Origin of the sequence: Vibrio astriarenae (genome assembly GCF_010587385.1) — a bacterium.
Lineage (GTDB): Bacteria > Pseudomonadota > Gammaproteobacteria > Enterobacterales > Vibrionaceae > Vibrio > Vibrio astriarenae.
Genome location: NZ_CP047475.1, coordinates 1,164,772 through 1,190,075 on the forward strand (window position 1 = coordinate 1,164,772; position 25,304 = coordinate 1,190,075).

23 protein-coding genes are annotated in these 25,304 nt (G+C 46.2%); 6 read left to right on the top strand and 17 right to left on the bottom strand.

The annotated features are described in order from the left end of the window. Window positions 1–321: 321 nt before the first annotated feature. The 9 genes from GT360_RS05575 to trpL2 form a co-directional block, all read right to left on the bottom strand. On the bottom strand, window positions 322–954 hold the full coding sequence (locus GT360_RS05575; protein ID WP_239502592.1) for a 3'-5' exonuclease: 633 nt from the start codon (window positions 952–954) through the stop codon (window positions 322–324). 136 nt (window positions 955–1,090) lie between these two features. Beyond that, complete coding sequence (locus GT360_RS05580) at window positions 1,091–2,245, bottom strand: BamA/TamA family outer membrane protein (RefSeq protein ID WP_164647926.1); 1,155 nt, start codon at window positions 2,243–2,245, stop codon at window positions 1,091–1,093. A gap of 131 nt (window positions 2,246–2,376) precedes the next feature. Beyond that, a complete protein-coding gene (gene trpA / locus GT360_RS05585; protein WP_164647927.1) occupies window positions 2,377–3,183 on the bottom strand; it encodes a tryptophan synthase subunit alpha in 807 nt (268 codons plus the stop codon). Then, on the bottom strand, window positions 3,183–4,373 hold the full coding sequence (gene trpB / locus GT360_RS05590) for a tryptophan synthase subunit beta (protein WP_164647928.1): 1,191 nt from the start codon (window positions 4,371–4,373) through the stop codon (window positions 3,183–3,185). The genes trpA and trpB overlap by 1 nt, the downstream gene beginning before the upstream one ends. Window positions 4,374–4,413: 40 nt before the next feature. After that, on the bottom strand, window positions 4,414–5,853 hold the full coding sequence (gene trpCF, locus GT360_RS05595; protein WP_164647929.1) for a bifunctional indole-3-glycerol-phosphate synthase TrpC/phosphoribosylanthranilate isomerase TrpF: 1,440 nt from the start codon (window positions 5,851–5,853) through the stop codon (window positions 4,414–4,416). A 1-nt stretch (window position 5,854) separates the two neighbouring features. Further along, window positions 5,855–6,865: an anthranilate phosphoribosyltransferase gene (gene trpD, locus GT360_RS05600; protein ID WP_164647930.1), complete on the bottom strand. Its 1,011-nt coding sequence runs from the start codon at window positions 6,863–6,865 to the stop codon at window positions 5,855–5,857. A gap of 26 nt (window positions 6,866–6,891) precedes the next feature. Next, window positions 6,892–7,473 carry an aminodeoxychorismate/anthranilate synthase component II gene (locus GT360_RS05605; RefSeq protein WP_164647931.1) on the bottom strand — a complete coding sequence of 194 codons (582 nt, stop codon included), beginning with the start codon at window positions 7,471–7,473 and terminating at the stop codon, window positions 6,892–6,894. A 5-nt stretch (window positions 7,474–7,478) separates the two neighbouring features. Then, window positions 7,479–9,056 (bottom strand): anthranilate synthase component 1, encoded by a 1,578-nt coding sequence (locus GT360_RS05610; RefSeq protein WP_164647932.1) that lies wholly within the window; start codon window positions 9,054–9,056, stop codon window positions 7,479–7,481. A 177-nt stretch (window positions 9,057–9,233) separates the two neighbouring features. Beyond that, window positions 9,234–9,359 carry a tryptophan operon leader peptide gene (trpL2, locus tag GT360_RS05615; protein ID WP_164647933.1) on the bottom strand — a complete coding sequence of 42 codons (126 nt, stop codon included), beginning with the start codon at window positions 9,357–9,359 and terminating at the stop codon, window positions 9,234–9,236. Window positions 9,360–9,444: 85 nt separating this feature from the next. On the opposite strand from trpL2, the gene rnm reads away from it, so the two are divergent. From rnm to rluB, 3 genes are all read left to right on the top strand, one after another. After that, the gene (gene rnm, locus GT360_RS05620) at window positions 9,445–10,320 is read left to right on the top strand and encodes an RNase RNM (RefSeq protein ID WP_164647934.1); all 876 of its coding nucleotides are present in this window, start codon (window positions 9,445–9,447) and stop codon (window positions 10,318–10,320) included. Then, window positions 10,317–10,937, top strand: coding sequence for an L-threonylcarbamoyladenylate synthase (locus tag GT360_RS05625; RefSeq protein WP_164647935.1), 621 nt, complete (start codon window positions 10,317–10,319; stop codon window positions 10,935–10,937). Before rnm ends, GT360_RS05625 begins: the two co-directional genes overlap by 4 nt. 160 nt (window positions 10,938–11,097) lie before the next feature. Next, window positions 11,098–12,081, top strand: coding sequence for a 23S rRNA pseudouridine(2605) synthase RluB (rluB, locus tag GT360_RS05630; protein ID WP_164647936.1), 984 nt, complete (start codon window positions 11,098–11,100; stop codon window positions 12,079–12,081). A gap of 80 nt (window positions 12,082–12,161) precedes the next feature. Here rluB and GT360_RS05635 read toward each other — a convergent pair whose 3' ends face one another. The 5 genes from GT360_RS05635 to GT360_RS05655 form a co-directional block, all read right to left on the bottom strand. Then, window positions 12,162–14,393, bottom strand: a complete 2,232-nt coding sequence (locus tag GT360_RS05635) for a hypothetical protein (RefSeq protein WP_239502593.1) — start codon at window positions 14,391–14,393, stop codon at window positions 12,162–12,164. A 335-nt stretch (window positions 14,394–14,728) separates the two neighbouring features. Beyond that, on the bottom strand, window positions 14,729–14,914 hold the full coding sequence (locus GT360_RS05640) for a hypothetical protein (protein WP_164647937.1): 186 nt from the start codon (window positions 14,912–14,914) through the stop codon (window positions 14,729–14,731). A gap of 157 nt (window positions 14,915–15,071) precedes the next feature. Next, window positions 15,072–16,013, bottom strand: a complete 942-nt coding sequence (locus GT360_RS05645; protein ID WP_164647938.1) for a DnaJ domain-containing protein — start codon at window positions 16,011–16,013, stop codon at window positions 15,072–15,074. Continuing rightward, window positions 16,013–16,699: a DUF2786 domain-containing protein gene (locus tag GT360_RS05650; protein ID WP_164647939.1), complete on the bottom strand. Its 687-nt coding sequence runs from the start codon at window positions 16,697–16,699 to the stop codon at window positions 16,013–16,015. Before GT360_RS05650 ends, GT360_RS05645 begins: the two co-directional genes overlap by 1 nt. A 143-nt stretch (window positions 16,700–16,842) precedes the next feature. Then, the gene (locus GT360_RS05655) at window positions 16,843–17,523 is read right to left on the bottom strand and encodes a DUF3334 family protein (RefSeq protein ID WP_164647940.1); all 681 of its coding nucleotides are present in this window, start codon (window positions 17,521–17,523) and stop codon (window positions 16,843–16,845) included. A gap of 203 nt (window positions 17,524–17,726) precedes the next feature. Here GT360_RS05655 and ydiJ point away from each other — a divergent pair, with 203 nt between their 5' ends. Further along, the gene (ydiJ, locus tag GT360_RS05660) at window positions 17,727–20,756 is read left to right on the top strand and encodes a D-2-hydroxyglutarate dehydrogenase YdiJ (protein WP_164647941.1); all 3,030 of its coding nucleotides are present in this window, start codon (window positions 17,727–17,729) and stop codon (window positions 20,754–20,756) included. A 199-nt stretch (window positions 20,757–20,955) separates the two neighbouring features. Beyond that, a complete protein-coding gene (locus GT360_RS05665; protein WP_164647942.1) occupies window positions 20,956–22,590 on the top strand; it encodes a S1 family peptidase in 1,635 nt (544 codons plus the stop codon). Window positions 22,591–22,658: 68 nt separating this feature from the next. Here GT360_RS05665 and GT360_RS05670 read toward each other — a convergent pair whose 3' ends face one another. The 3 genes from GT360_RS05670 to yeiP form a co-directional block, all read right to left on the bottom strand. Next, entirely contained in the window at window positions 22,659–23,384 is a 726-nt protein-coding gene (locus tag GT360_RS05670; protein ID WP_164647943.1) for a DUF3581 domain-containing protein, read from the bottom strand. 142 nt (window positions 23,385–23,526) lie between these two features. Continuing rightward, the gene (locus GT360_RS05675; protein ID WP_164647944.1) at window positions 23,527–23,844 is read right to left on the bottom strand and encodes an HI1450 family dsDNA-mimic protein; all 318 of its coding nucleotides are present in this window, start codon (window positions 23,842–23,844) and stop codon (window positions 23,527–23,529) included. Between the two features lie 4 nt (window positions 23,845–23,848). Next, window positions 23,849–24,415, bottom strand: a complete 567-nt coding sequence (yeiP, locus tag GT360_RS05680; RefSeq protein WP_164647945.1) for an elongation factor P-like protein YeiP — start codon at window positions 24,413–24,415, stop codon at window positions 23,849–23,851. Between the two features lie 126 nt (window positions 24,416–24,541). Here yeiP and GT360_RS05685 point away from each other — a divergent pair, with 126 nt between their 5' ends. Continuing rightward, window positions 24,542–25,300 carry a nucleotidyltransferase family protein gene (locus tag GT360_RS05685; RefSeq protein ID WP_164647946.1) on the top strand — a complete coding sequence of 253 codons (759 nt, stop codon included), beginning with the start codon at window positions 24,542–24,544 and terminating at the stop codon, window positions 25,298–25,300. The last annotated feature ends 4 nt before the right edge of the window (window positions 25,301–25,304 follow it).

Consider the following 25,304-nt stretch of genomic DNA (forward strand, 5'->3'; position numbering starts at 1 on the left):
AAATGTAAATGTATAAAGGTGATTAAGTGTGCAGGTTTATGAAGAGACGGGTAGTTCAAAGGTTCGGAGTACGCAAACAAATGGTTTGATAAATATGAAATCGTTTACAGTATTTTGTTGTGTAATTGTTAACGTTGCCATTTGGGGCTCAAACTGACTCCTTCACCTCAAATTGTAAAAAGTGAAATAAATACACGCCGCTGTCGGATATTGTACTGCATTTATATTCATTTTTAGTGCCTAATTGCTCCCTTGGGTTCATGTTGGGCCAACAATTAACTAAAAACATAGGACAATTTGAACGGCGAAGTTTGCTAGTAACTAGACCGGGGGGTGAATCTTTGTCAGCATCTTAGCGACCGAACTTTTTGGTGTTTTGCCAATTTTCTTCATTAATGAGAAGTCGGGTTTGTCGATACCATAGTCGAGTTTCAGAATGCCTAGTTGTACCATCCAAAGTGCAGCTGTCACTTCTGCGTCCGCCAAGGCTCTGTGAAATACACCGTCATTCTCGATGCCATGATAGCGAACTAAATCACCCAGCTTATGGGATGCCACTTCTTGGGATAGACGACGCGAAACAAGTAATGAACAGGCAAACTCACCGTCGTAGCTTCGTCCGATGTTTTCTAGTTCTGCATCCAAGAAGCGTTGATCAAAACTTGCATTGTGAGCAACGAGATTACTGCCTTGAATGAAATCAGCAAACTGGTTCATGACGACGTCACAGCTTTGTGCGGTAGCGAGCATGTTGTTGGTGATTCCGGTATAGCCTTCAATGAAGCTGCTGACTCGAAAACCTGGGTTCATTAGCTGTTGGAATCTGTCGACAACTTCACCATTAACGAGCTTAATAGCACCAATTTCAATGGCGCGGTCACCTTGGTTTGGGGAGAGACCTGTAGTTTCAAAGTCGAGAACGATAACAGAGTTGGCTGCGTTGTTTAGGAGCACAATAGATTCCATTGATTAATACAGTCTGCCTTAAAGGTAAGGCGTTATAGGAGTCGGCATTGTAGCTCAAACTGTCTGATGCTTCTATCGATGAACTCGGAAACAACAAAGGGACGAGAACCGTCCCTTTTGGAAATTAGAATACTTCGTTTACGTGAAAATAGAATGCTGTTTCGTCGTTGCCGAAGCCAATATCAGCACGAACGTTCACTTTGTCTTTGATTTTAAAACGTAATCCAGTACCTACACTGGTGAGTAGGTCATCATTGAGTTGGTTGATTTCAGGCGCGACGGAGCCAACCCCTCCCCAGACAACCGCGCCTAAGCGCCAGAATATCGGTAGTCGATATTCTATTTGCCCCAATGCCATATGGTTATCGCGATAGCGCCCCTCAACGTGCCCACGTAAACCATGTGCACCACCGATATCTGGGAGTCGATTCCAAGGTACGTCGCCGCTAGTAAAGTCCCCTTGTACTTGCCAAGCAATGAGGCCAGGAAAGTCGCCTAAGCTGATGTAGTTGGCCAGTTCAAAGTTGTATTTCCCGAACCAGTCATCGGTTAAAGAAGAGTGGTAATACCCGGCAGTCACATCAAACAGGACACCTTCAGAGGCGTTAAGAACATTATCACGCGAGTCATAAGCCGCACTTACCTTAGCGCCATAACTGGTGTTTTTCTGCAAATCAGAGGCAGGTATTAAGGAGCCTCTATCATCTTCAAGTTCAAAGTCACTGGCTTTGGCATAAGTGACATTGGCACCGAGACCAAGGTAAAAATCATCCGCGACTTTGGTGAGTAGGGTGGGCTCTAGCAGAGCGACTTGCTCTGAGTAGTTAATACGGTTTTGATCAACACTACCAGCATCGTGTCCAACACCATAGTATACGCCCGCGTCATCAAATAACTCGAAATCTAGGTAAAAGCGATGTTGATCGCCGGAGAAAAAGTGACGATTTTCGAAGGTGATTCCCTTGGAGCCATTACTGGATATATAGGGGTTAATGACCATCGACGAAGGCTGGGTTGTACCTTCATAGGTATCGCCATAGAGACCGACGTAGAGCAAGCCAACACCAAAGCCTTGCTCTGGTGTGTAGAACAGAGCGGGAATGTAACTCGAGTCGATTCCTTTGCTTGGGTCATACTCTTCTTCAGCACCGAATATTGCTAGAACATCATCCAGTTTTTGTGTCGTTTCAGAGGGCGTGGTTTCAAACAGTGGTTGGACGGCAAAAGCTGGGCTAGCCAAGCAACAGGTGATTGCAGCGATTCGCAATACATCAATCATGGGTCGTCTCTATAAGCGTTAAGTGGGCAGAGTATATACCTAAGTGATTTCAAACAGTAGTGTCTATGAGCGCCGCTCCAAAAACGAAAAAAGGACGCATTGCGTCCTTTAAGTTCTGAGGTGGTTGCCAATTATTTCTGTGTTGCTGCTTTCATTGCGGAAACGAAGTTGCCAAGAGCTTCAAGCATTGCTTCTGGCTGTTCTACGTTTGCTTCAATGATCTTCACAACCGCTGAGCCAGAAATCGCACCCGCAGCACCTGCAGTCAGGGCTTGCTTCACTTGCTCTGGTTCTGAGATACCAAAACCGAGTAGTGCTGGTGGCGCATCAAATTGGTTGAGACGGTTGAGCATGTCGTCCACTGGCATGTTTGCCTTCGTTTCTGCACCCGTCACACCTGCGCGAGAAAGGAGGTAGGTGTAGCCGCCACCCAACTCCGAAACCTGTTTCAGCGTCTCATCACTGGCTGTTGGTGGTGCAATGAAAATTGGATGGACGCCGTGCTTCTTAGCCGCTTCGATGAACTCGCTCGCTTCATTTGTTGGAACATCAGCAATGAGAACGGAATCGATGCCTGCTTTCGCACAACGCTCGTAGAAGTTCTCGATACCACGGGTGTACACAAGGTTGGCGTACATCAACAGGCCAATCGGTAGCTCTGGGTATTTTGCTCGGATTTTACCAATCTGTTCAAAACAGATATCTGGGGTTGCACCCGAGTCCAAAGCGCGAATGTTCGCTCCTTGAATCGTTGGACCATCCGCTAGCGGATCTGAAAATGGGATACCGAGTTCAAGCGCGTCGGCGCCGGATTCAACCAACGTTTCCATGATCTTGTAAGACTGTTCAGGACTAGGGTCACAAACCGTTACGAACGGTACAAATGCGCCTTGATTCATTTCATTAAGGCGCTCAAACATCGCGTTATAACGATCCATTAGATCACTCCTTTTTCTTGTAGGATATCGTGAACAGTGAAAATATCTTTATCACCACGGCCGGATAGGTTAACCACCAATAGCTGCTCTTTCTCAGGGTTTTCTCGCGCCATTTTTAATGCGTGTGCTAATGCGTGTGCCGATTCAAGCGCTGGGATGATACCTTCATGTCGAGCAAGCTCTTGGAAGGCATCGAGTGCTTCATCGTCCGTCACGTTGTCGTATTCAGCACGACCAATTGCATTTAGATGTGCGTGTTGTGGGCCAACAGAAGGGAAATCAAGACCCGCGGATACTGAGTATGACTCTTCGATCTGACCGTGTGTGTCTTGCATCAATGGCGCTTTCATACCAAAGAAGATGCCTGTCGTACCGTGCTTAAGTGGTGCACCGTGCTGGTCTGTATCGATACCTTTACCTGCTGGTTCAACACCAATGAGGCGAACGCTCTCTTCTTCAATAAAGTCAGCAAACATACCGATTGCGTTTGAGCCTCCGCCGACACAAGCGATCACGGCGTCAGGTAGGCGACCTTCACGCGCAAGTACTTGGTTTTTAGTCTCTTCACCAATCATGTGCTGGAATTCACGCACGATGGTAGGGAATGGGTGTGGACCGGCAGCCGTACCTAGGAGGTAATGAGCCTCTTCATAGGTCGCTGACCAATCACGCAGCGCTTCGTTACAGGCATCTTTTAGTGTTGCTGAACCAGAGTGCACAGGAATAACCTCTGCACCCATCAGTTTCATGCGGAACACGTTAGGGCTTTGACGCTCAACGTCTTTTGCGCCCATATAAACGCGGCATTTTAGGTCGAGTAGGGCGCAAGCAAGTGCGGTTGCAACACCATGTTGACCCGCGCCTGTTTCTGCGATGATCTCTTTCTTACCCATGCGCTTAGCAAGCAGCGCTTGTCCAAGTACTTGGTTAGTTTTGTGCGCGCCACCGTGAAGAAGGTCTTCACGCTTCAGGTAAAGTTTTGTTTTTGTGCCTTTGGTTAGGTTACGTGTAAGAGTTAGGGCAGTCGGGCGACCAGCATACTCTTGAAGCAGCGTCATAAATTCACTGCGAAACTCAGGATCTTCTTGCGCGTCGATAAACGCTTGCTCTAGTTGCTCTAGTGCTGGCACGAGAATCTGCGGAACATACTGACCGCCGTATTCACCAAAGTAGGCATCGAGTTTAGCCATTTCTTTATTCCTTAATACTTTAAATTCAATGACGGTTGCATTAATAGTCGCGAATTGCGGCAAACGCTTGAAGCAACTTGTCTAAATCTTTCTTACCAGGTGCGCTTTCGACACCTGAATTCAAATCTAAGCCGAGGCAACCCAATTGGGCGGCTTGCTTGGCATTATCTGGGTTCAAACCACCCGCCAGCATCACATCACATGGCTGGGCAATTAAAGACCAATCAAAGGTGTGGCCTGTGCCGCCACTTTGTGAGCCGACTTGAGCATCAAATAGGTGACGGTCAACGAACTTATCTATCAGTTGTGGCTCGCTATCGGTGACACCGTAGGCTTTCCAGATCTCAACGCTATCTTTAAGTTGAACACGTAGATGCTTGATAAAGTCTTGGTCTTCATCACCATGAAGTTGAACGGCGGCGAGTCCAAGTGCCTCAGCAGTATCGGCAACAAAAGCACTGTCGTGGTTTTGGAACACACCAACATATTTGAGTGGAGCACCACTCATAGTAAGACGAGCTGATTCGATATCTACTGCGCGTTTGGAGTGCTCAACAAAGATAAGGCCACCAAATACGGCACCCGCTTGGTATGCCCTAGCAGCATCGTCAGAGTGCGTCAAACCACACACCTTGTTTTCGCCAAGCGTTACCTTACGAACGGCAAGTTCGAGGTTGTCTTCAGCCATCAGTGAGCTGCCGATCAAGAAGCCGTCTGCGTGCGGTGCTAGGTCTCTAACTTGTTGGTGAGTGTAGATACCGGACTCTGATATTACAGTCGCTTGTGGAGCAAGTTTGCGAATCAAAGGTGACAGCTCTTTGGTGCGATTAAGGTCTGTCGACAGGTCACGCAGGTTACGGTTATTGATACCGATGACTTTTGCGCCAAGGTTCACTGCACGGTGCAGTTCCTCTTCGTTGCTGACTTCGGTAAGAATACCCATGTTTAGCTCATGCGCTACTTTTGCAAGGGACTGATACTCATCATCATTAAGCACGGAAAGCATCAGCAAGATAGCATCTGCACTGTAATTACGAGCTAGGTAAACTTGGTAAGTGTCTACCATAAAGTCTTTACACAAAATTGGTTGTTTTGCGATTTTGCGAACCTGAGGCAGAAACTCAAAGTTACCTTGGAAGTATTTTTCGTCGGTTAATACCGAGATGGCGTTAGCGTGGTTGTTATAAACCGATGCAATGTAATCGAGATCGAAGTCATCACGGATCAGCCCTTTTGATGGAGAGGCTTTCTTACACTCCATAATGAACGCCGATTGCTCCCCGCTTAGTGCTTCGTAAAAGCTACGATCAGACGGAATGAGATCGCCGATAAAGCTATCTAGAGGTTGCGCTGTTTTGCGCTCTGCAACCCATTGGTATTTGTCTTTGACAATTTTAGCCAGCACTTCTGCCATTTCAGCTTCTTTAACCGAGACATGTGCTGAAAGCTGTTCAGTTAGCTGTTCAGTTGATTGAGTCATCTTAAGCCTTTCCAAAATCTTGTGCAGCGAGACGTTGAACTAAATCATACGCCTTACCTGAGTTCATCGCATCAATTGCTTGCTGCGTGTTCGCTTTGAGGTCTTCGTGACCGAATAGTCGCATCAGTAGGGCAACGTTGACGGCAACTGCACCGACTTGTGCATCTGTACCTTTACCAGTCAAAATGTTAGCGATGATCGCGCGGTTTTCTTCAGGCTCGCCACCCTTAATCGCTTCCAGAGGGTGCTCTTCTAGGCCAAAGTCTGCTGGGCTCAAAGTGTACTCAATGATTTGACCATCTTTGATCTCAGCAACTTTAGTTTCACCGTGAATCGCCACCTCATCTAAACCACTGCCGTGAACAACCGCTGCGCGTTTCATGTTCATGTTGAGCATGGTTTCTGCGATAGGTCTGACTAACTCTTCACTGTAAACACCCATCAATTCGATGTTGGGTTTAGCTGGGTTAATAAGAGGGCCCAGAATATTGAAAATGGTGCGCGTTTTTAGTGTTGTGCGAACAGGCATCGCATGCTTGATACCGCCGTGGTATTGCGGAGCGAACAAGAATGCTACACCAAGCGCATCAACCGCTTCACGAGTCGTTTCAGGACTCATCGCGAGATCGATACCAAATGAGTCAAGCAAATCAGAAGAGCCCGATTTACTAGACACACTGCGGTTACCATGCTTCGCGACTTTTAAGCCACATGCCGCCGCGACAAAAGCGGCAGTCGTTGAGATGTTGATGGTGTTATGCCCATCGCCACCCGTCCCCACGATATCAGCAAAATCGTAATCCGGTTGTGGGAAAGCTTTGGCGTTTGCTAGCAAGGCTTTGGCTGCACCAGCGATCTCATCCGGCGTTTCGCCCTTGATTTTTAAAGCCGTTAGCGCCGAGGCCAAGTGAATATCGCTCACTTCGCCACGAATGATGGCGTCAAACAGTGTTTGGCTTTCTTCCTGCGTAAGAGATTGTTGCTCAAAGAGTTTGTTGTAGATGATTTCCATAATTATTCCTTAGTTTCCTTACGCAGTTATTTCGTTAGTGCCCATTCAATGGCGTTTTCTAACAAGGTTGCACCTTGGGTTGTCATGATGGATTCAGGGTGGAATTGGAATCCACACACCTTATCTTGCTCTTGAACGACGGACATCACAAGTCCATCCACTTCCGCCGTTATGGTCAGTGTTTCTGGTACTGACGTCGCCACAAGGGAGTGATAACGTGCGATAGCCAGAGGTGATGGCAAACTCGCGTAGGTTGCGTGCTCGTCATGTTCCATCATTGATACTTTACCGTGAATGATCTCACCTGCGCCTGCGACTGTACCGCCATAGGCTTCCACAATCGCTTGGTGACCCAGGCAGATACCAATCATAGGCACCTTACCCTTAAAGCGCTGAATGATCTCTGGCATTGAGCCCGCTTCTGACGGTGCGCCAGGACCCGGAGAAAGCAAAATAACCGGATTCGTCAATTCTGCGATCGCTTGTTCAATGGCTTCCGCGGAGATACTGTTACGGTAGATAGTGACCTCATGCCCAAGTGAACGAAACTGATCAACAAGGTTGTAAGTAAACGAATCGAAGTTATCGATAAATACAATATTCGACATTGTCATTACCCCTTGTTGGTCGTGTTTTGGTGAGCGGCCTGAATGGCTGAAATGACGGCTTGTGCTTTGCCGCGAGTCTCATCAGCTTCCGCTTGAGGGTCAGAGTCGAAGACAACCCCGGCACCCGCTTGAACTTGTGCAATGCCATTCTCAACATAGGCAGAACGGATAACGATACAGGTATCTAGAGTGCCTTCACCTGTTAAGTAGCCAACTGCACCGCCATAGCTACCGCGGCGAGTCCCTTCAAAATCGCGAATCAACTGCATGGCACGAATTTTCGGAGCACCCGTTAACGTACCCATGTTCATACATGCTTGGTAAGCATGCAGAGCATCGAGGTCTTCACGAAGCTGTCCAACCACACGAGATACTAAGTGCATGACATGACTGTAACGGTCAACTTTGAGTAGATCAGCAACGTGACGTGTACCCGCTTGAGAGATACGCGCGACATCGTTACGGGCAAGATCCACCAGCATCATGTGCTCAGCGTTCTCTTTCATATCGGTGCGCAGTTCCAGCTCAATACGGCTATCTAGGTCGAAATCAATGTCACCGTTTGGACGCTTGCCACGACGGCGTGTGCCAGCAATCGGATAGATTTCAACTTGATTGGTATCGGTTTCATATTTCAATGCGCTTTCAGGAGAAGCGCCAAACAGAGTGAACAGCTCATCTTGCATATAGAACATGTAAGGGCTTGGGTTGCTCTGTTTTAGTTGTTTGTAGGCCGCCAGTGGAGAAGGGCATGGCAGTGTAAAACGACGAGAAGGAACCACTTGGAAAATGTCGCCCTTCACAACGTATTGCTTGAGATCTCGTACCGTTTGACAGAAGTCTTCATCAGACATGCTGACTTGGGCTGTTACGTCTTCAACGTGTCGTGCGTTTGGTAACAGCTTTGGTGTCTCACACTGTTGTGTGATGTGTTCGATACGTTCCTCAAGTTCTTGCTTACATTCAGTATTAGCAAATAGCGTTGCTTGTAATTGGCAAGACTCGGTTTGGTGATCAACCACGAGCAAGGTTTCAGCAACGTAAAATACGTAGTCTGGACATTGATTGGTCGCTTTGGCATCCCCAAGAGGCTCAAAGTTCGCCACTAGGTCATAAGCGAACAATCCACCAAGGAAGATAGCATGCTTGTCATGGTCGCTGATATCAAAGCTATGCTGCACTAATCGTAGTGCATCAAAAGAAGAGGCTTCGCGCAGGCGTGAATCTTCGTCTAACGTATCGCAAGGTGTCGCGAAGTTGAGTGTTAGAACCTCACCATCCAATTGACTCGCGATATCGCTACGGATATTCGCATTCAAATGCGCGAGTAAGTGACGACCATTGTTCGTTAGTGCCGTCATGGTCACTGTGTGTCCAAAGCAGACGATACGTACAGCCGAATCAACGATCAAAAGACTTTTTAGGTCTTGTTTTGAATCGATTTCAGCGGACTCAAGCAAAAGGCTGTCTGTTTTTTTCTCACACAAAGTATGAAACAGACGCGTCGGATCTTGGAAATAAGGAACAGAAGTATTGAGAACTTCGAGTTCACCAAGCTTTTTTATTTCAATGGTCTTGTTCACAAGACCTCCTTGTAATTCGGTATCTTATCTTCCTGCCGTACATACTCGCATAAAGCTATCATCGACCCAATCGGGATTTGTGCTGATTTGATGAATGTTTAAGCATTTAAGTGTGAGTTATACAACAAAACAAAAAGCCCGCTAAAATTAGCGGGCTTGGTAGTGAGAATTCTTTATTTAAATCGCACAGTTCAGCCCACTCGAAAGAGTCCAAGAACGCCACCAAGAACCAACAACCATTGCCGCTTGAGAAGCGGTTGCAATGACTTTGATGCTTTGCTTTTGGTTAATTTCTTGTAACATGAGTAGCCCTTAACAATGTGACTCTGTAATTGCGTACTAGTTAACTAGTGCAAGAGCAAAAAGTCAATTACTTTTTTATATAATTATGCGAATAGATCTACACAGTCACACCACCGCTTCAGACGGTCGCCTTGCCCCCTCAGACCTAATTGACCGAGCCTTGAGCTTCAATGTAGAGGCGCTGGCCATTACTGATCATGACACCACTGATGGACTGGCTGAAGCTCAGCGTCATATTGATGAAAACCAACTGCCAATCCAGTTGATCAACGGGATCGAGATTTCTACCGTATGGCAAAATAAAGACATCCATATTGTTGGCTTGAACATTGACCCAACTTCGCCAGCACTTCAGGCGTTGATTGAGCAGCAAAAGCAGCATCGAGTGACAAGAGCCGCACTGATTGCTGAGCGATTATCAAAAGCCACCCGAGAGGGGGTGTTGGAGGAGGTCCAGGCGATTGCCGGGGATGCACCCATTACTCGTGCTCATTTTGCGAAATGGTTGGTAGAGCAAGGCTTTGCCAAGAATATGCAGCAGGTATTTAAGAAGTTTTTAACACGTAATAACCCCGGTTATGTCCCGCCAACATGGTGCTCAATGAGTGATGCCGTCGAGGCAATCCATCAAGCCGGTGGTCAAGCAGTATTGGCACATCCAGGTAGGTATCAGCTTACTGCTAAGTGGATCAAGCGCCTGATTACTGCGTTTGTTGAAGCGGGAGGAGACGCGATGGAAGTGGCTCAACCGCAACAGGCACAACAAGAAAGACGCAACTTGGCGGATTATGCTATACAATACAGACTATTAGCCTCTCAAGGCAGTGATTTTCATTATCCGTCTCCATGGATGGAGCTGGGTAGAAACTTATGGCTTCCATCGGGTGTAGAGCCGGTATGGAAGGATTGGCAGTTTCTACCAAGAGAAGATAAAAACCAAAACAACGAGGAAGCGTTATGAGCCAGTTTTTTTATGTTCATCCAGAGAACCCTCAAGCTCGCTTGATAAACCAAGCGGTCGCTATTATTCGCAACGGCGGAGTAGTGATTTACCCAACCGATTCGGGTTACGCATTGGGTTGTCAGCTCGAGAACAAGCAGGCGTTGGACCGTATCTGTCAAATCCGCCGTATCGATGAAAAGCATAACTTTACGCTGCTATGCCGAGATCTCTCAGAGATCTCGCTTTATGCCCGTGTTGATAACACGGCGTTTCGTTTGCTAAAGAATAATACACCGGGTCCTTATACCTTTATTTTTAAAGGAACCAAAGAAGTCCCTCGTCGTTTGATGAACTCAAAACGCAAGACAATTGGTATTCGTGTCCCAGATAATCAAATAGCACTTGATCTTCTAGAAGCGCTCGGTGAGCCATTGATGTCAACGTCATTAATCTTGCCTGGTAATGATGTCACTGAGTCAGATCCAGAGGATATTCGTGACAAACTCGAGCACGCAGTAGACGTCATTCTCAACGGTGGTTACCTTGGCGAGCAGCCAACGACGGTGATTGATTTTAGTGACGATGACCCAGTGATTGCACGCGTTGGCTCGGGTGACCCAAGCCCGTTTGAGTAAGCACGCTTATCAAAATGAAAATGATCGATGATATGGACGAAAAAAGATGATTTTTTTGTCCATATTTGCGATACTTTGCCACCGCATTTTTTGTGCGCAGTTATACTTAATACCACACACTCCACTGACGTCTGTGAAGACGACATATTTAGGTAGATAAATGAACGAAAAGTTACAGAAGGTTTTAGCTCGTGCTGGTCACGGTTCTCGCCGTGAACTAGAAACGCTGATTAAATCTGGTCGAGTTAGCGTAAATGGTATTGTCGCTAGACTAGGCGAACGTCTTGAAGACGATAGCGCCGTAATCCGTATTGATGGACATATCGTATCTGCGAAAGCTCAAGAAGAAGTCGTTTGTCGTGTTCTTGCTTACTATAAGCCAGAGGGTGAGCTCTGTACTCGTCACGATCCTGAAGGCCGTCGTACTGTTTTTGACCGTCTACCTAAAATCCGTGGCTCACGCTGGATCTCTGTTGGTCGTCTTGATGCAAACACATCTGGCTTATTGCTGTTCACCACTGATGGTGAACTGGCGAACCGTCTGATGCACCCAAGTCGCCAAGTTGAGCGTGAATACCTAGTACGCGTATTTGGCGAAGTGGATGAGCACAAAGTTAAGAACCTTGTTCGTGGTGTTGAGCTGGAAGATGGTTTAGCACGTTTCGAAGATGTGGTTTACACCGGTGGTGAGGGTATGAACCATACGTTCTACGTTGTGATCAACGAAGGTCGTAACCGTGAAGTTCGTCGTCTATGGGAATCTCAAGACTGTACGGTTTCTCGTCTGAAACGTGTGCGCTACGGTGATATCTTCCTAGACAAGAAACTACCTCGTGGTGGATGGATGGAGCTGTCTCTGAAAGAAGTTAACTACCTACGTGACATGGTAGAGTTGCGCGCAGAGAAAGAGACGATGCTTGATCTCAACAAAGACAACACATCTCGTAAGCGTGAGCGTGCTAAGAGCCAAAAAATCCGTCGTGCGGTTAAGCGTCACGAAGAACGTGTAAGTGCTCCAGCAGGTCGCGGTCGCAGTAATGGTCGCCGCAAGCCAAGCACTCGCAATGCCACAGGTGGCAGCCAAGGTCGCTCAGAGCAAGGTCGTTCAAACAGCCGTTCAGGTCGCAACAACCGTCGTGGCTAAGATTGTTATCAGTTGCTAAAGAATGATTGAAAAACTCGCGCAGGTCGCGAGTTTTTTGTTTCTACATTAAGACTAACCGTCTAGTAGAGCAAAATTAGCCCTTCGTAGCCACGAAGGGTCACTTCACTCACATAATCGCCAACGTTCCCTTTTTCATCGACCACTTTCATTGGTACATCAAGTGCAACAGTGAGTTGCGCACTTGAAAAGTAGACGGCGTTCTTACCATGAAAATCAGTACGATATAGCACTCGACCATTGGTAAACTCACGCGCAAGCACCATCTCCTCTGGGCCACCTGTAACCACATTGCGTTCTGACTTATGGGCGAAGTAGGTATAGGTTGGTGATACGTCGACGGCGCCATTAGGTAAATCATCGTGCACCAGTGTATGCATCGAACTGTCACCTATGATGGTGTAATCGGCAGGTGAGGGTGTCGTTGTCGACATCATCATTGGGATAGCCTCGTAGCCCGGTGGAATGTGGTTTGAGGGCTTACCTAGATCAATCTCCGTTAAGCGGGTTGGCTGGTAAGCTATATTCTTTGCCACCCCAGCGGTCCAAAAGTTATCACTGGTCGTGTTGTCACTGCCGTACTGATAGCCGTTGTTCCATTGATTGAAGTAGCTATGTTCGTGGTCATAACTCAAATAGTAGGCGGCAAGCGCAGAGTATTGGTCGAGCTCCCAGTTGGTCTGCGAATTACCGAAATATTGTACGCGTCCATAGCGCGTTGTCGCTTGGTAGATAACACTATTCCCTTTCGCTGCCAGTGCGGAGTTATCCCAAAACTTCGAGAGGCCAGCATAGCCACTAAAGCCTGTTGAAGGGAAAAGGTAGTGCTCTCTCAGATAAAGCGAAGCCGAGTCGGCCAGATGGCTCTGACCGTTTCTGCCAAAGAGATTTGCGGTACCGATGTTCACACTCACGAAAGCATTAGGATCGAGCTGAGCGAGGTTTTTGAGAAAGGCCGAGAACTGAGAGCGATAAACAGAATCCGCTTCTTCTGAACCTGCTACAGCACCAAGCTCCTGAATGTGTCCGCCGGATAAAACAGAGAACTGGTTGCTACCGATAAGTTTGTTGGTATCGTCGTTGTATGCACCGTTTAGTCCCTGACTTGCCCACTCTTGTTGATAGTATTGATGGACAGCGTTGAGGTAGTCAGTGTTGGCAAGGTTGGTTACCGCCCATGAGGAGTTTTGATTCCACATTTTACCAAATGGGATGACGCGTGACTCCCAGCGAAAGCGAGCGGTAGCGTTTTTATTGGTGCGGTTTTTGTACTCTGTCCATGAGAGGTAGTTGTCGCCGTTCAAATCGGCGCTGACATCAAAGCCACGAACTTTGCGCCAACGTTCGATCTGTTGGCCACTCGCTGTTTGTATTGGAGCATCTTGAGGTTTAACGGTGGGAAAGCTGTTCTTTAGCTTTATTTCATCGATCTTAGGTCTGTTGTCAGGGTTGGTATCTTTCCAACGTATTCTGGTGACAAAAAGACGACCGCCATCGCGAACAAAGGTAGAGCCGAAATACTGCCCACCGCCATAGCTGCTTCCGGTAGCGTCATGCGTCGTTGCTCTAACCCAATCCTCAGGCAGATTCCAAATGACATTCTGGCTTTCTGTCATCCCAAGCGTTTTGTCTTTTTTGATGTCAAATTGTGACCATTCTGTCACCTGCCCACGTCCGTCGACGGCCGAAGGGTATTCAATGACGAATTCGCCACCCTGAGCATATTGGGAGAATTTGAACATCAGGCGATCGAACTGCTCTGAGTGGTATACATAAAGCGCGCCACCTTGCTGATAGTGCTCAAAAACATCAGCGTTCCAAGGCGGTTGCTGATAGAGCAAGAAGCCAGCATGATCGTCGTTGGTGGTATAGCCCACTATCATTGGTTTACGGTTGATTAGGGTACTTTCGCCATGGGTACTGTCTACTTCAGCTAGGATGGTGTCTTCAGTAAAATGCAGGAAGTAGTCTTCAAAGTTGATGCCATTGGCTTCTGCTTCATTCCTCAAATTGTTCTCTAGCCATCCATTATTGAGCTCCATCTTTTGATTGTACATGTAACCGACCGCATTGGTTTGTTCGTTTTGGTGTCGCTCAGAGTAGGAACCGAACACTAAGTCGCTATTTGTTAACTCCCAATCGATAGTTTCATCTGCGGACAGTGTGTTGCCTTGAAGGTCTTGTCCTTGTTGATGCAGCCCGGGAAGAACGAGAGCAGTCTTGGTCGTGGGTTCGTTTTCTGCCAATAGATAGAATGGGCATAGAGAGATAATGCAGAAAGTGATTTTACCCATGGTACTTAAATCCTTTGTCCAGAGCTTTGCCGCTAGGGGCGTTTCTCAAAATGAGAATAAAGTTGACATTCAAAACGAAGTTTGAGTATTGGTGACAAAGGGGGATTCGACAAGCTTGGAGGGCTATTAAGCATTAGAAAAGTATGAGCTTTCAACTATGAGACAATAATAATGTGGTTCACTGACTTAGGATTAAGAAGGGGGAAAAGAAAGTGATTCATCGCAAAATGAGAGTCAATTTGAGAAATAAAAAGCCCAAATAAAACGCCTTTACTCTGTGAGTAAAGGCGTTAGGAATGAGTCGTCATCTCTGTGGTGTCGTCACCTGTTTGGGCTTATAGACTTGCTTGTTGTGTCTTAGCTCGCTGTGCTAACTCATCAAGATTGAACAGGCGTACGTCAATCTTGGCTAAAGACATGCACTCTTTGCAAGAGTGATGGTGTTTTCCATCAACGTACTCTAATTTGCTCACTCGCCTTGATTCTTTGCACCAGTCGCATTGACCAAAATGGGTCTTCATACATTCTCCCCTCATTCACGCAGTTATTCTTATTCGTTGTGATTATATCTTCTAATTTGTATGACTTTATTATGCCACTTGCACGCGGTGTTCGAGCGACATACATGTGAACTATATGTTAAATTTGCGGCATATGCCCGATATGACCAATAAATAATCAGGCTTTTTCAGTGTGATGCTTGATTAAGAGCGTGAACGCAGTGTTGATGGATTTCATCTTTTCACTATCACCGTGGCGGTCTGGGTGGTAGCGGTGCGAGAGCTTTTTGTATTGACGTTTTATTTCCTCAGGCGAGGGGATTGTCTTTGGTGTATAACCAAAAATACGGCAGGCCTGTAGGAGCCTTTTATCCGGGGTAGCGCTGGCTACTTTGTAAGCTTTTTGCTGTGGCTCTCGGTGGTTTACGTGCTCATACTGAGCGATTAAGCGTTGTGCCTTTTTTAGTTGTTGGGTTTGACGGCTAATTTGCTCTTTTTGTGAGGCGATTTGCTGCTGCAAATCGGTGTGATCGATACTTTTAATGACATCTCTAGCGCGCTTTAGAATGGTTATAGTCGCAATCAAACCTAAAGACAGAAACCCAATAACTAGATAACTAAGCCATAAGTGGATTGAGGAATCACGGTCAGCATTTATGGTTTGTCCATCTTCACTATCATTGACTTCTATGGTTGGCAGGTTAGCAAGTTGGGCTTTTTTTGAGTCGTTGAATTTGCGCTCGAGTAAATGGTAGTACTTTGATCGAGCTTCTGGAGATTGCTCTTCGATAACGCCATACATCGCAATAGCCAAGTCGAGTGCTGCTGGTTGAGTTAACGAGAGTGCTTCTAGTTTTTCAGCTAACGCAAGTTGGCTAGATAAGTGTTGCTCAAATGCATTGGCAACAAGAAGTTTATCGAACCACTCTTGATCGCGAATAAGTGAAGCGTCAGCTAAATACAGATCTACTAATTGTTGTTGAGCGGAAGTGTCACCAAGGTCTGCTTTACGCTCTATTTGGGCGAGGGCTTCGGAATCGATGTTGGTATGTAGAGTATCGGCCTTAGTGGGAATTAACAGGCCAATACTCAATGACAAGATGATCAGCAGACGTTGCACTATTTTTCTAACATCTTGGGTGCTTGTGCACCATCAATAGGTCGGTTAACAGAAACCGTTCTGCCTTTTTTGAGACCTTTCTCGTAGTCGTCAGTTAAGTTCTTCATCGCCTCTTTTAACTGTTGCTTAAATGTTTCGCGGTCGATGTTTTTAAACTCTTTATCAATGTAGTCATTGATCTTGTTTGCGGATTCTTCATCAGGCGTGATCACTGGAAGTTTTTCTAAAGCGCCTTCAACCCAACCAGAGACAAAGCTGTTTACACGTCGGGTCACTTCAGTGGAGGGCGTGCCACTGCCAGCAAAGCTATTACGAAATTGCCCCGTTTGTTCGTTGAGCTCTCGATAAATGATATCGAATGCGAAAGCCGCAAAGATGGCGCGATCGGCTTCGCCAATAAATTCCGCTTTCTTCAAACCTTTGTGATTGAGCAATACAGCCTCAACACCAAACTTGGTGTTAATACCTCGGATCACGCGTAGTAGTGTCGAGCTTACATTCGCTGGTAATAGGTGAGAGGAGAGTGTTTTACCGAGCTTAATAAACTCGATGTCATCTTTGTCCAAGCCATACTTCAACATGAGACGGTGAGCCATTTTGATGGCATTAGCCGCTTCGTTGACGTTAGCAGAATTACCAAGCTCTAGACACTTCGCAATTTTCTTTAAGGCTTTTTGTTTACTCATGAAGACTTTACAACAGACAAAAATAAAAGAGCGGTATTCTACCTTTTTTTGTCCAAAAACGGAAATTAAGAAAGTGAAAAAGCCCGAGTATACGGCGATATAGTCGGGCTTCTTTGTTATAGAACTTTATCAGTTACAACAGCTTAGATACCTAGTTCATCAAGAAGGTCGGTAGGGTCGTCATTTGATTTCTTCTCTTCTTTCTTTGGCTGGTTCATCGCCTTTTGAGTGGCTTCTAGAATGTCATCTGGACACTCATCTTCCGCTACTTCAAACTCTTCTAGTTGAATGAACTCGGTTTTATCCATGGCTAATTCTAAATAGAAAATGTTGTTCTTTTCTGTTGAGAAGGTCACGCGACGTGCCTGAGGTCGGTCTAAGTTCGTATCTACTGAAAGGATCACCTGCTTGTTTAGAGACAGCATTTTGGGCTGGTTTTGCGTAATGTTAGTTTGTAGCTCTTTGCGTATTTTGTTGGTGAAGTCACCGACAAGCTGATTCATCAACTCACCCAGTACGTCGCCTACTTCGTCAGAGGTGTGAAGTACTGCCAGCTCGTCTTCTGGCATACCCATGTTGCGCATATAGTTAGTGTAAAGCTCTAACGCTGCTTTCGAGGTGAAGTTTATGACGACTAACCCAGAAAAACCGCCATCAAACAGTACAAAGCAGCCGAAGTCCGGTTTTAACGCAGTTTTGTTGATTTTCTGCACCATAGCAGAATAAGTGACGTTGGAGCCCGTGGCTGAAGTGAGTACTCCCGATACTGACTGACAAAGTTTTAACAGAATGTCTTCTGTCGTTACTATTTTGTTTTTCTTCATGATGTTGCTCTAATTGACGGCATTTCATGCCGTTTTAATCTATTTTTTGCTGCTTGTGCGTACAAATACTTAGTCGCTCGCATTTTGGCATTGTAATAGTGTTTTGAACACCTTTTTAAATGTTGTAAAGTGATGTGAATCAACATTTAATTTTAACGGAAACTTGGTTACACGCCGTTCTCGTACCAAGGAGCAGGAAGCTTATGTTACCCAGACTTCATTCGAAGACCGATGTCGATCCCGTCGTCTCATCTTATCTATCGACACTAAAGGCTAAAGGCTTTAGCGGAGATATTGAAACTCAATATTCCAGTCGTCTAGCAGTCGCTACCGACAACAGTGTTTATCAACAGTTGCCTGAAGCGGTTGTTCATCCTAAAACAACTCAAGATGTTGTATTAATTGGGGAAGTCAGTAGCCAGCCGGAATTCGAGCGAGTGACTTTTTCTCCTCGGGGAGGTGGCACAGGGACCAACGGTCAATCATTGACAAAAGGGGTGGTGGTCGATCTTTCACGTCACATGAACAAAATCCTTGAGGTCAATCAAGAAGAGGGTTGGGTACGCGTCCAAACAGGAGTGATCAAAGATCAACTTAATGATGCGGTGCGCCCGTATGGGTTCTTCTTTTCTCCTGATTTGTCCACCAGCAATCGGGCTACCATTGGTGGCATGATTAACACAGATGCTTCCGGGCAAGGCTCTCTAAAGTACGGTAAAACCTCTGATCACGTGTTGTCATTGCAGGCGGTATTTGCTGATGGCTCCATCCTTGAGTCTGGCTCTGAAGAGGCAGTCGCTGATAAGGGGACTTTTGCTTTAAAAGCGTTGCAAGTCACAGAATCTGTTTGTCGTGATTACCGCCCACAAATAGAAGCGAAGTTTCCACCGCTTAACCGCTTTTTGACGGGCTATGACCTAAAAAATGCAATTTCTGATAGTGGTGAGTTCGATTTAACCCGAGTGCTGTGCGGCGCCGAAGGTTCATTAGCCTTCATTACAGAAGCCAAGTTGAACCTAACTCCCATTCCCAAGGCCAGAACACTGGTCAACGTAAAGTACGATACCTTCGATTCAGCGTTGCGCAATGCACCGTTTATGGTAGAGGCTAACGCGTTGTCTGTTGAGACCGTTGATTCGAAAGTACTGAATTTAGCTAAGCAAGATATTGTATGGCATACGGTCAGTGACCTGTTACAAGATGTTCCCGGTAAAGAAATGCTTGGCATCAATATGGTGGAGTTTGCCGGTGAAAACACTGAAGAGACGGCAGCGCAAGTCAGTGCTTTGACCGCCAAGTTAGACCAACTGATCAATGACGGTGAGTCTGGCCTGATTGGCTATCAAGTGTGTGATGAACTTGCCGGTATCAATCGTATTTACAACATGCGTAAAAAAGCAGTGGGGTTGTTAGGGGCGGCGAAGGGTAAGGCGAAGCCGGTTGCGTTTGCCGAAGATACCTGTGTGCCACCTGAGAATCTCGCTGACTTTATTGCAGAGTTTAGACAGCTTCTCGATAAACAGAATTTGAATTATGGCATGTTTGGTCACGTTGATGCTGGTGTGTTGCACGTTCGCCCAGCGCTCGATTTGTGTGATCCAATGCAAGAGCAACTGATGCACCAAATTTCTGATCAAGTGGTTCAGCTGGTGGCGAAGTATGGCGGCCTAATGTGGGGTGAACACGGTAAAGGATTCCGATCAGAGTATGGCCCCGAGTTTTTTGGTGAAGAGTTGTTTAATCAGCTGCGCCGAGTAAAGGCGGCGTTTGACCCCCATAACAAGATGAACCCAGGCAAGATATGCACGCCGTTAGATAGCCAAGCCGATTTGGTTAAGGTAACCGATACTAAGCGCGGTTATTATGATCGCCAAATCGACGTCAAAGTTCGAGACAGCTTTAAGGCGGCAATGGAGTGTAACGGCAATGGCTTGTGTTTTAATTACGATACGAGCTCTCCGATGTGTCCTTCAATGAAGGTCACCGCAGATAGAAGGCATTCACCAAAAGGTCGAGCCGGGTTAGTCCGTGAATGGCTGCGCCAACTTTCAGAGCAAGGTGTAGACATACTCGATGTTGAACAAGCCTCACTACACAAATCAGCCTCGATAAAAGAGATGATTGAGCGTGTGCGTAATACGTTAAACAAGCGACATGAATACGATTTTTCGCATGAAGTGTATGAGGCGATGAATGGGTGTTTGGCTTGTAAAGCGTGTGCTAGCCAGTGCCCGATTAAGGTCGATGTTCCGAGTTTCCGTTCACGTTTCCTCAATGCCTACTACAGCCGCTACCAACGCCCTGCGAAAGATTACCTCGTGGCCAATATTGAGACGTTACTGCCAGTGATGGGAGCGATGCCAGCGGTGACCAATGCAGTGCTTAAACAGGGTTGGGTTCAGTCGTTAACAGAGAAAACGGTGGGCTATATTGATGCGCCTCTTTTGTCCGTACCTACGCTAAAGCAGAGAGCATCGGCTTATGAAGTGTTTGACTTGCAAGCTTTGAGTGCCGTGGCACCAAGTGAGCGTGAAGACTATGTGTTGATTGTTCAAGACCCTTTTACGAGCTTTTATGATGCAGAGGTTGTTGAAGATTTTTGTCTCCTCGTAAGGAAATTGGGCAAAACCCCAGTGATGCTGCCATTCAAACCGAATGGCAAAGCGCAACATATCAAAGGTTTTCTAAAGCAGTTTGCCAAGGGGGCAAAAGATACGGCGACATTCCTTGATACTGTAGCAAACCTCAATATTCCAATGGTGGGCGTTGACCCTGCACTCGTGCTTTGCTATCGCGATGAATATAATGAGATTCTTGCCGAGGCCAGGGGAGAGTTTGACGTATTGACTGCGCATGAATGGCTACTCCCTCGCCTGAACGCTTTTGATCACCACACAACGAACAGTGAGCCTTGGTACCTGTTTGCCCACTGCACCGAAAAGACCAAGTTACCCAATGCCGAAAAAGAGTGGGGCGCGATTTTCCAGCATTTTGGCGCAGTGCTTAACACGGTCGCTGTCGGGTGCTGTGGAATGGCTGGAACCTTTGGCCATGAGTCTGACAAACTGCAAATGTCGAAAGACATCTACGGCCTAAGTTGGAAGGGGAATTTAGACGTATTGCCAAAAGAGCGCTGTCTCGTCACAGGCTATTCTTGTCGCAGCCAGGTCAAACGTTTTGAAAATGTAAAAACGCTCCACCCAGTACAAGCACTACTCAGACACTTAGATTAAATTACTAACAAAATCATTAGTATACAAAGCCGCTTTCCGATTGGAGGCGGCTTTTCTATACTTAATCTATCGCGTATTTGAGACAATATATGCGTTTATTTAGATTCGATCGCATTTGTAGGCTTAAATCCGCCATCCATGTTCAACGCTTCGACGTACTAACGTAGTATGCGAGTGCAAATTATCTAAGGATCGGAACATGAAGCACACAATAGTATTTAGCTCGATAGTCGCGAGCCTGTCATTGGCTGCAATTCCCGCGGTCGCCTCTACACCCTCTGCTCGTATTATTGATGGTACTCCAGCTCCTGAAGGAGAATGGCCTTTTATTGGAGCGTTGATACAGAAAGGATTTTCTGCAAGTCAGGGGCAGATCTGCGGAGCCAGCTACCTTGGAGGGAGATATGTGCTAACTGCGGCACATTGTGTGGAAAATACTTCTTCGGGGGATATTGAACTGCTGTTCGGAGTCAATGATCTCGATGATGAAAATCAAGGCACGAGAGTCGGTGTCAATAATATCTATATTCACGAGTTATTTGATTCAGACCGACTTCTTTATGATATTGCGGTATTGGAACTTCCCCGAGAACTCACCTCGGATGAGGCCGACGCAGTCCGTCTTGCTCCCGAAGGGCGTCTTGAAGAGCTCTATATGTCGGGTGATGTGACGCTTACCGTAGCGGGTTGGGGCACGATTGAGCCTAGTGGTAGTACAGTGCGCCCGGATAGTCTTCAAGAGCTTGATATAAACCTCGTCAGTCGTGAAGAGTGCAACGCAGTGTATGGAGAGATCCCTGCGCAAAACTTTTGTGCTGGAACGCCCTCAGAGGGTCAAGATAGCTGTCGAGGTGATAGTGGCGGTCCAATTGTAATCAAAGATACGGGTGAACAACTCGGTTGGGTGAGTTGGGGTGATCGCTTTTGCGGCAGAGCTGGCTCTTATGGTGTTTACGCAGATGCGGGCTTTTTTCAAGGTTGGCTGAGTCAGTTTAATATTGGACTCAGCTACACCCAGAACGAACACATTGGGTATTTTGAGCCGGGAACGGTGTTAGACCACGTATTTACCTACACAAATACCGGGACTCGAAGTGCGAGTTTGTCGAATTTTAATTTATCGGGAACCACTTCAACTCAACCAGCCATATTATCGAATACTTGTAGCGCCGATGAACTATTAGGTGGAGAAAGCTGTCAGGTCGATGTACAACTTCCAGTAGACGGTTTTGCAGAGTTTTCTGTTACGTTGTCAACAGATTTGTCAGTGGCGGGAGAGTCACAAACTCTGTCTAGCCAAGTTAGATATGAAGGCGTAGTGCAGTCTAGTCAGACTCTCAAAGATGCAATTACTTTCGATTATGATGCCGTTTATGTCAATGATAAGCCATGGATTGCGGCAACTGACGGTATTCGTTCTGGAGAGATTGGGGATGGGCAGCAGTCTGTCGTTGTCATAGAGGGTGTTCCGCAAGGTTATTTATCACTAGACGTTACAGTATCGAGTGAAAACGGCTTTGACGTGCTAACAGCAAGAGTTAATGATACGGAACTTGACGATATATCCGGAGAAGAACAGTTCTCGGCTCGTTTGACTTTACCTCAGACTAGCAACACAGTTCGATTTGCTTACGCCAAAGATGGCTCTACAGCCGCGGGTGATGACCGTGCTTTATTGACGAATATGCGTTTTAGTGCTCCGGATAGTAATCCACAAGTAATTGATGGTGGTAGTGGTGGAGCAGTCAATGGTTTCTGGTTATTCTTGTTAGGGTTGCCATTAGTTAGACGTTTATATCGTCACGATATCAAGCTGACAACACCACAGCTATAAAGAAGTGAAATGCAAAAGGGCTCACGTAACAATGAGCCCTCATTCGTTAATCTCATGAACTAAAGCAATTAAGCTGCTTGTTCAACTTGCTTAAGAAACGTCGCTTTACGCTCATTGAACTGCTCAACAAGGTCGGTGACGGCTTCTTGAGAGTAAGGTTTTAATCCGCTGGCGATCATGCGCTTTTTGCCTTTACCAATGACTTCACCATCTTCTTTGAACTCAAAATTCATTGTTACTACACCACGTTTATCATCCACATCAAAGGTTGCACCATTAAATTCAACCTCAGGATGAGTAATATCGAGGCGCGCAAATTCCACTTCCATTGATTCATAGATAACAAGTGGGCGCTGGCAGTTGATCATCATTTGCTGCTCCTCCATCAGAGGAACCATGATGTGAGGGAAGTTCATACCAGAAAACTTAACGTAAGCTTTAACGACATGCTCGATGAGCGCTTGATTGTGGCTTACTTCACCACTGCGAGACATGTTTAAATAAGATTTACCTTGGTCGTCGACCACACTAGCTTCGTTCTCATTTTGCTCGATGACGGATAAACCGACGCCGTCATTAACCATTCCAGCAAACTCAATGCGCATGTTCTGACAGATCCCCTCCTTTTGTAACAGTACAGAGAAAAGCAGATCGCCTGGCACACAGAAGCGTTTGTTATCTTCATCGTGGATAGGGTTGAAATCACCAGCAACAAGCTTTGCAAAGTGACTGGCTTGTTGACGAGAAAATACGATGTGCTGATCTTGTTGTGTAAAGTAAGGGTCTAAAAACATAATTCGCGTTAATAAGTTCTGATGATGTGGCGATTATAACGGGTTAATTTAATTAAATGGTCTATCCAGTGTCATTAAACTGAAAACAATAAAAAAGAGGCATGACGCCTCTTTTAAGAATTTGAAATAGGGTGAATCGAGTCTAGTCGCGCTTCCACAGCATGTGGCAGAATTTATTATCTGGGTCACGGCTAACAAGCATTCGAGCGAAGACATCATCGAGCGCATCATCTGCTTCATTTACCAAGCCAATACATACCTCTGCAAATGTCTCATCAACCTCAAAGCCAACGTGTTCTACCCAGTCATCACCCGTTTCAACAACTTCGGCTGCGCCTCTATCGTCAAATTGAGCGGTAAACAGAATAACGTCTGCAGGTTCTAAATTGTCTGGTGCCATTTCGAGGAAGATATCGTAGGCAACTTCGATGACATCGTCCAAAGAGATCAAATCGCTCATAAAACTATGCTCGGCTCATGTATTTGCGTTCAGCTGTGTTGATGATAATGCGATCACCGGTCGCAATGTACTCAGGTACTTGAACAGTCAGGCCTGTAGGAAGACGTGCTGGTTTAGTACGCGCAGACGCTGATGCACCTTTGATTGAAGGGTCAGTCTCTTCGATGACCATCTCAACAGAAGAAGGCAGTTCAATAGCTACAGCTGCACCATCAACAAGAACAATGTGCAGGCCTTGAATCTCTTCAGTGATGAAAAGTAGGTCGTCTTCGATGTCAGCTTGCTTAAAGGTATATTGAGTGTAGTCTTCATTATCCATAAAGATGTACTCGTCGCCATCAACATAAGAGAAAGAAGAAGCGCGCTTGTTCATCTCTACGGTATCGACGACGTCATCAGACTTAAAACGCTCGTCGACGCGCGCACCGGTGTTGAGATCAGTACAACGTAGTTTGTAAATCTTTGCACCGCCGCGACCACCAGGTGTTGTCACTTCGATGTCTTTAATAAGTAGGGTTTTACCGTTAGATTCGATCGCGAATCCTTTTTTAAGTTCACTTGCCCTTGGCATGGATAGTACCTCTTGTTATCGATGAGCTAAGTATAACCCTGACAATTGTGATTAGGAAATACTTGAACAAACCTCAGTTCTGATTCACCATTATTTATCTGATATATCTTAACGTTACATTGATTAATGCTTGCTCAGTCACAGTTCGAATTTCAATCTGATTTCCAGCCAGCGGTCCAAGATGCACTGCGTTTCTTTAAGGCTGGCTTGGGTACAAACCTACATAGTGTGTATGTCTATGGCAGTGTTGCTCGACACTCCGCTGTCAGCACGCGCTCGAACCTTGATTTAGTTGTCATTACTCACCGGCCTTTTGAAGACAATCGCACGACGTTAATGAATACAGTGCAATGGCGTTTTCAGCGCAGCTTTCCCCACGTTAAAGGGTTAAATGTAAAGCTAGCATTAGCAAAAGAGGTTGCGAGTCTCGATAGTATTTTTTCGTGGGGTTTTCTTTTGCGCCAGTGCTGTACTTGCATTTATGGTGAAGACCTAGGTGAGTGCTTTGGAGACTATGAGCCAAGCTGGGAGATCGCCAAGTTTTGGAATAGTGATGTTGCTGATTGGATACGAAATGGCCGCCAAAAAATTGCCATTGCTAAAACGGCTCAAGAGCAGTCTCAAGCGCAAATCAGAATTGCTAAAAAGCTATTGAGAGCGAGCTACAGTGTAGTGATGCACAAACATAAGCGTTGGATAGATGACCCAATAGAGTGTGGTGAGGAATTTGTTCGTTTCTATCCAGATAAGCAGATAGAAATCGACCGTTTGGGAATCCTACTCAGTGGACGAGTAATCCCCAAACGTTCAGTGGTTGGTTTGATTGACAGCTATGGTCAATGGTTACTTAAAGAGTATGAGCGTACAGAGTTCAAAATAGGCTAGCTTG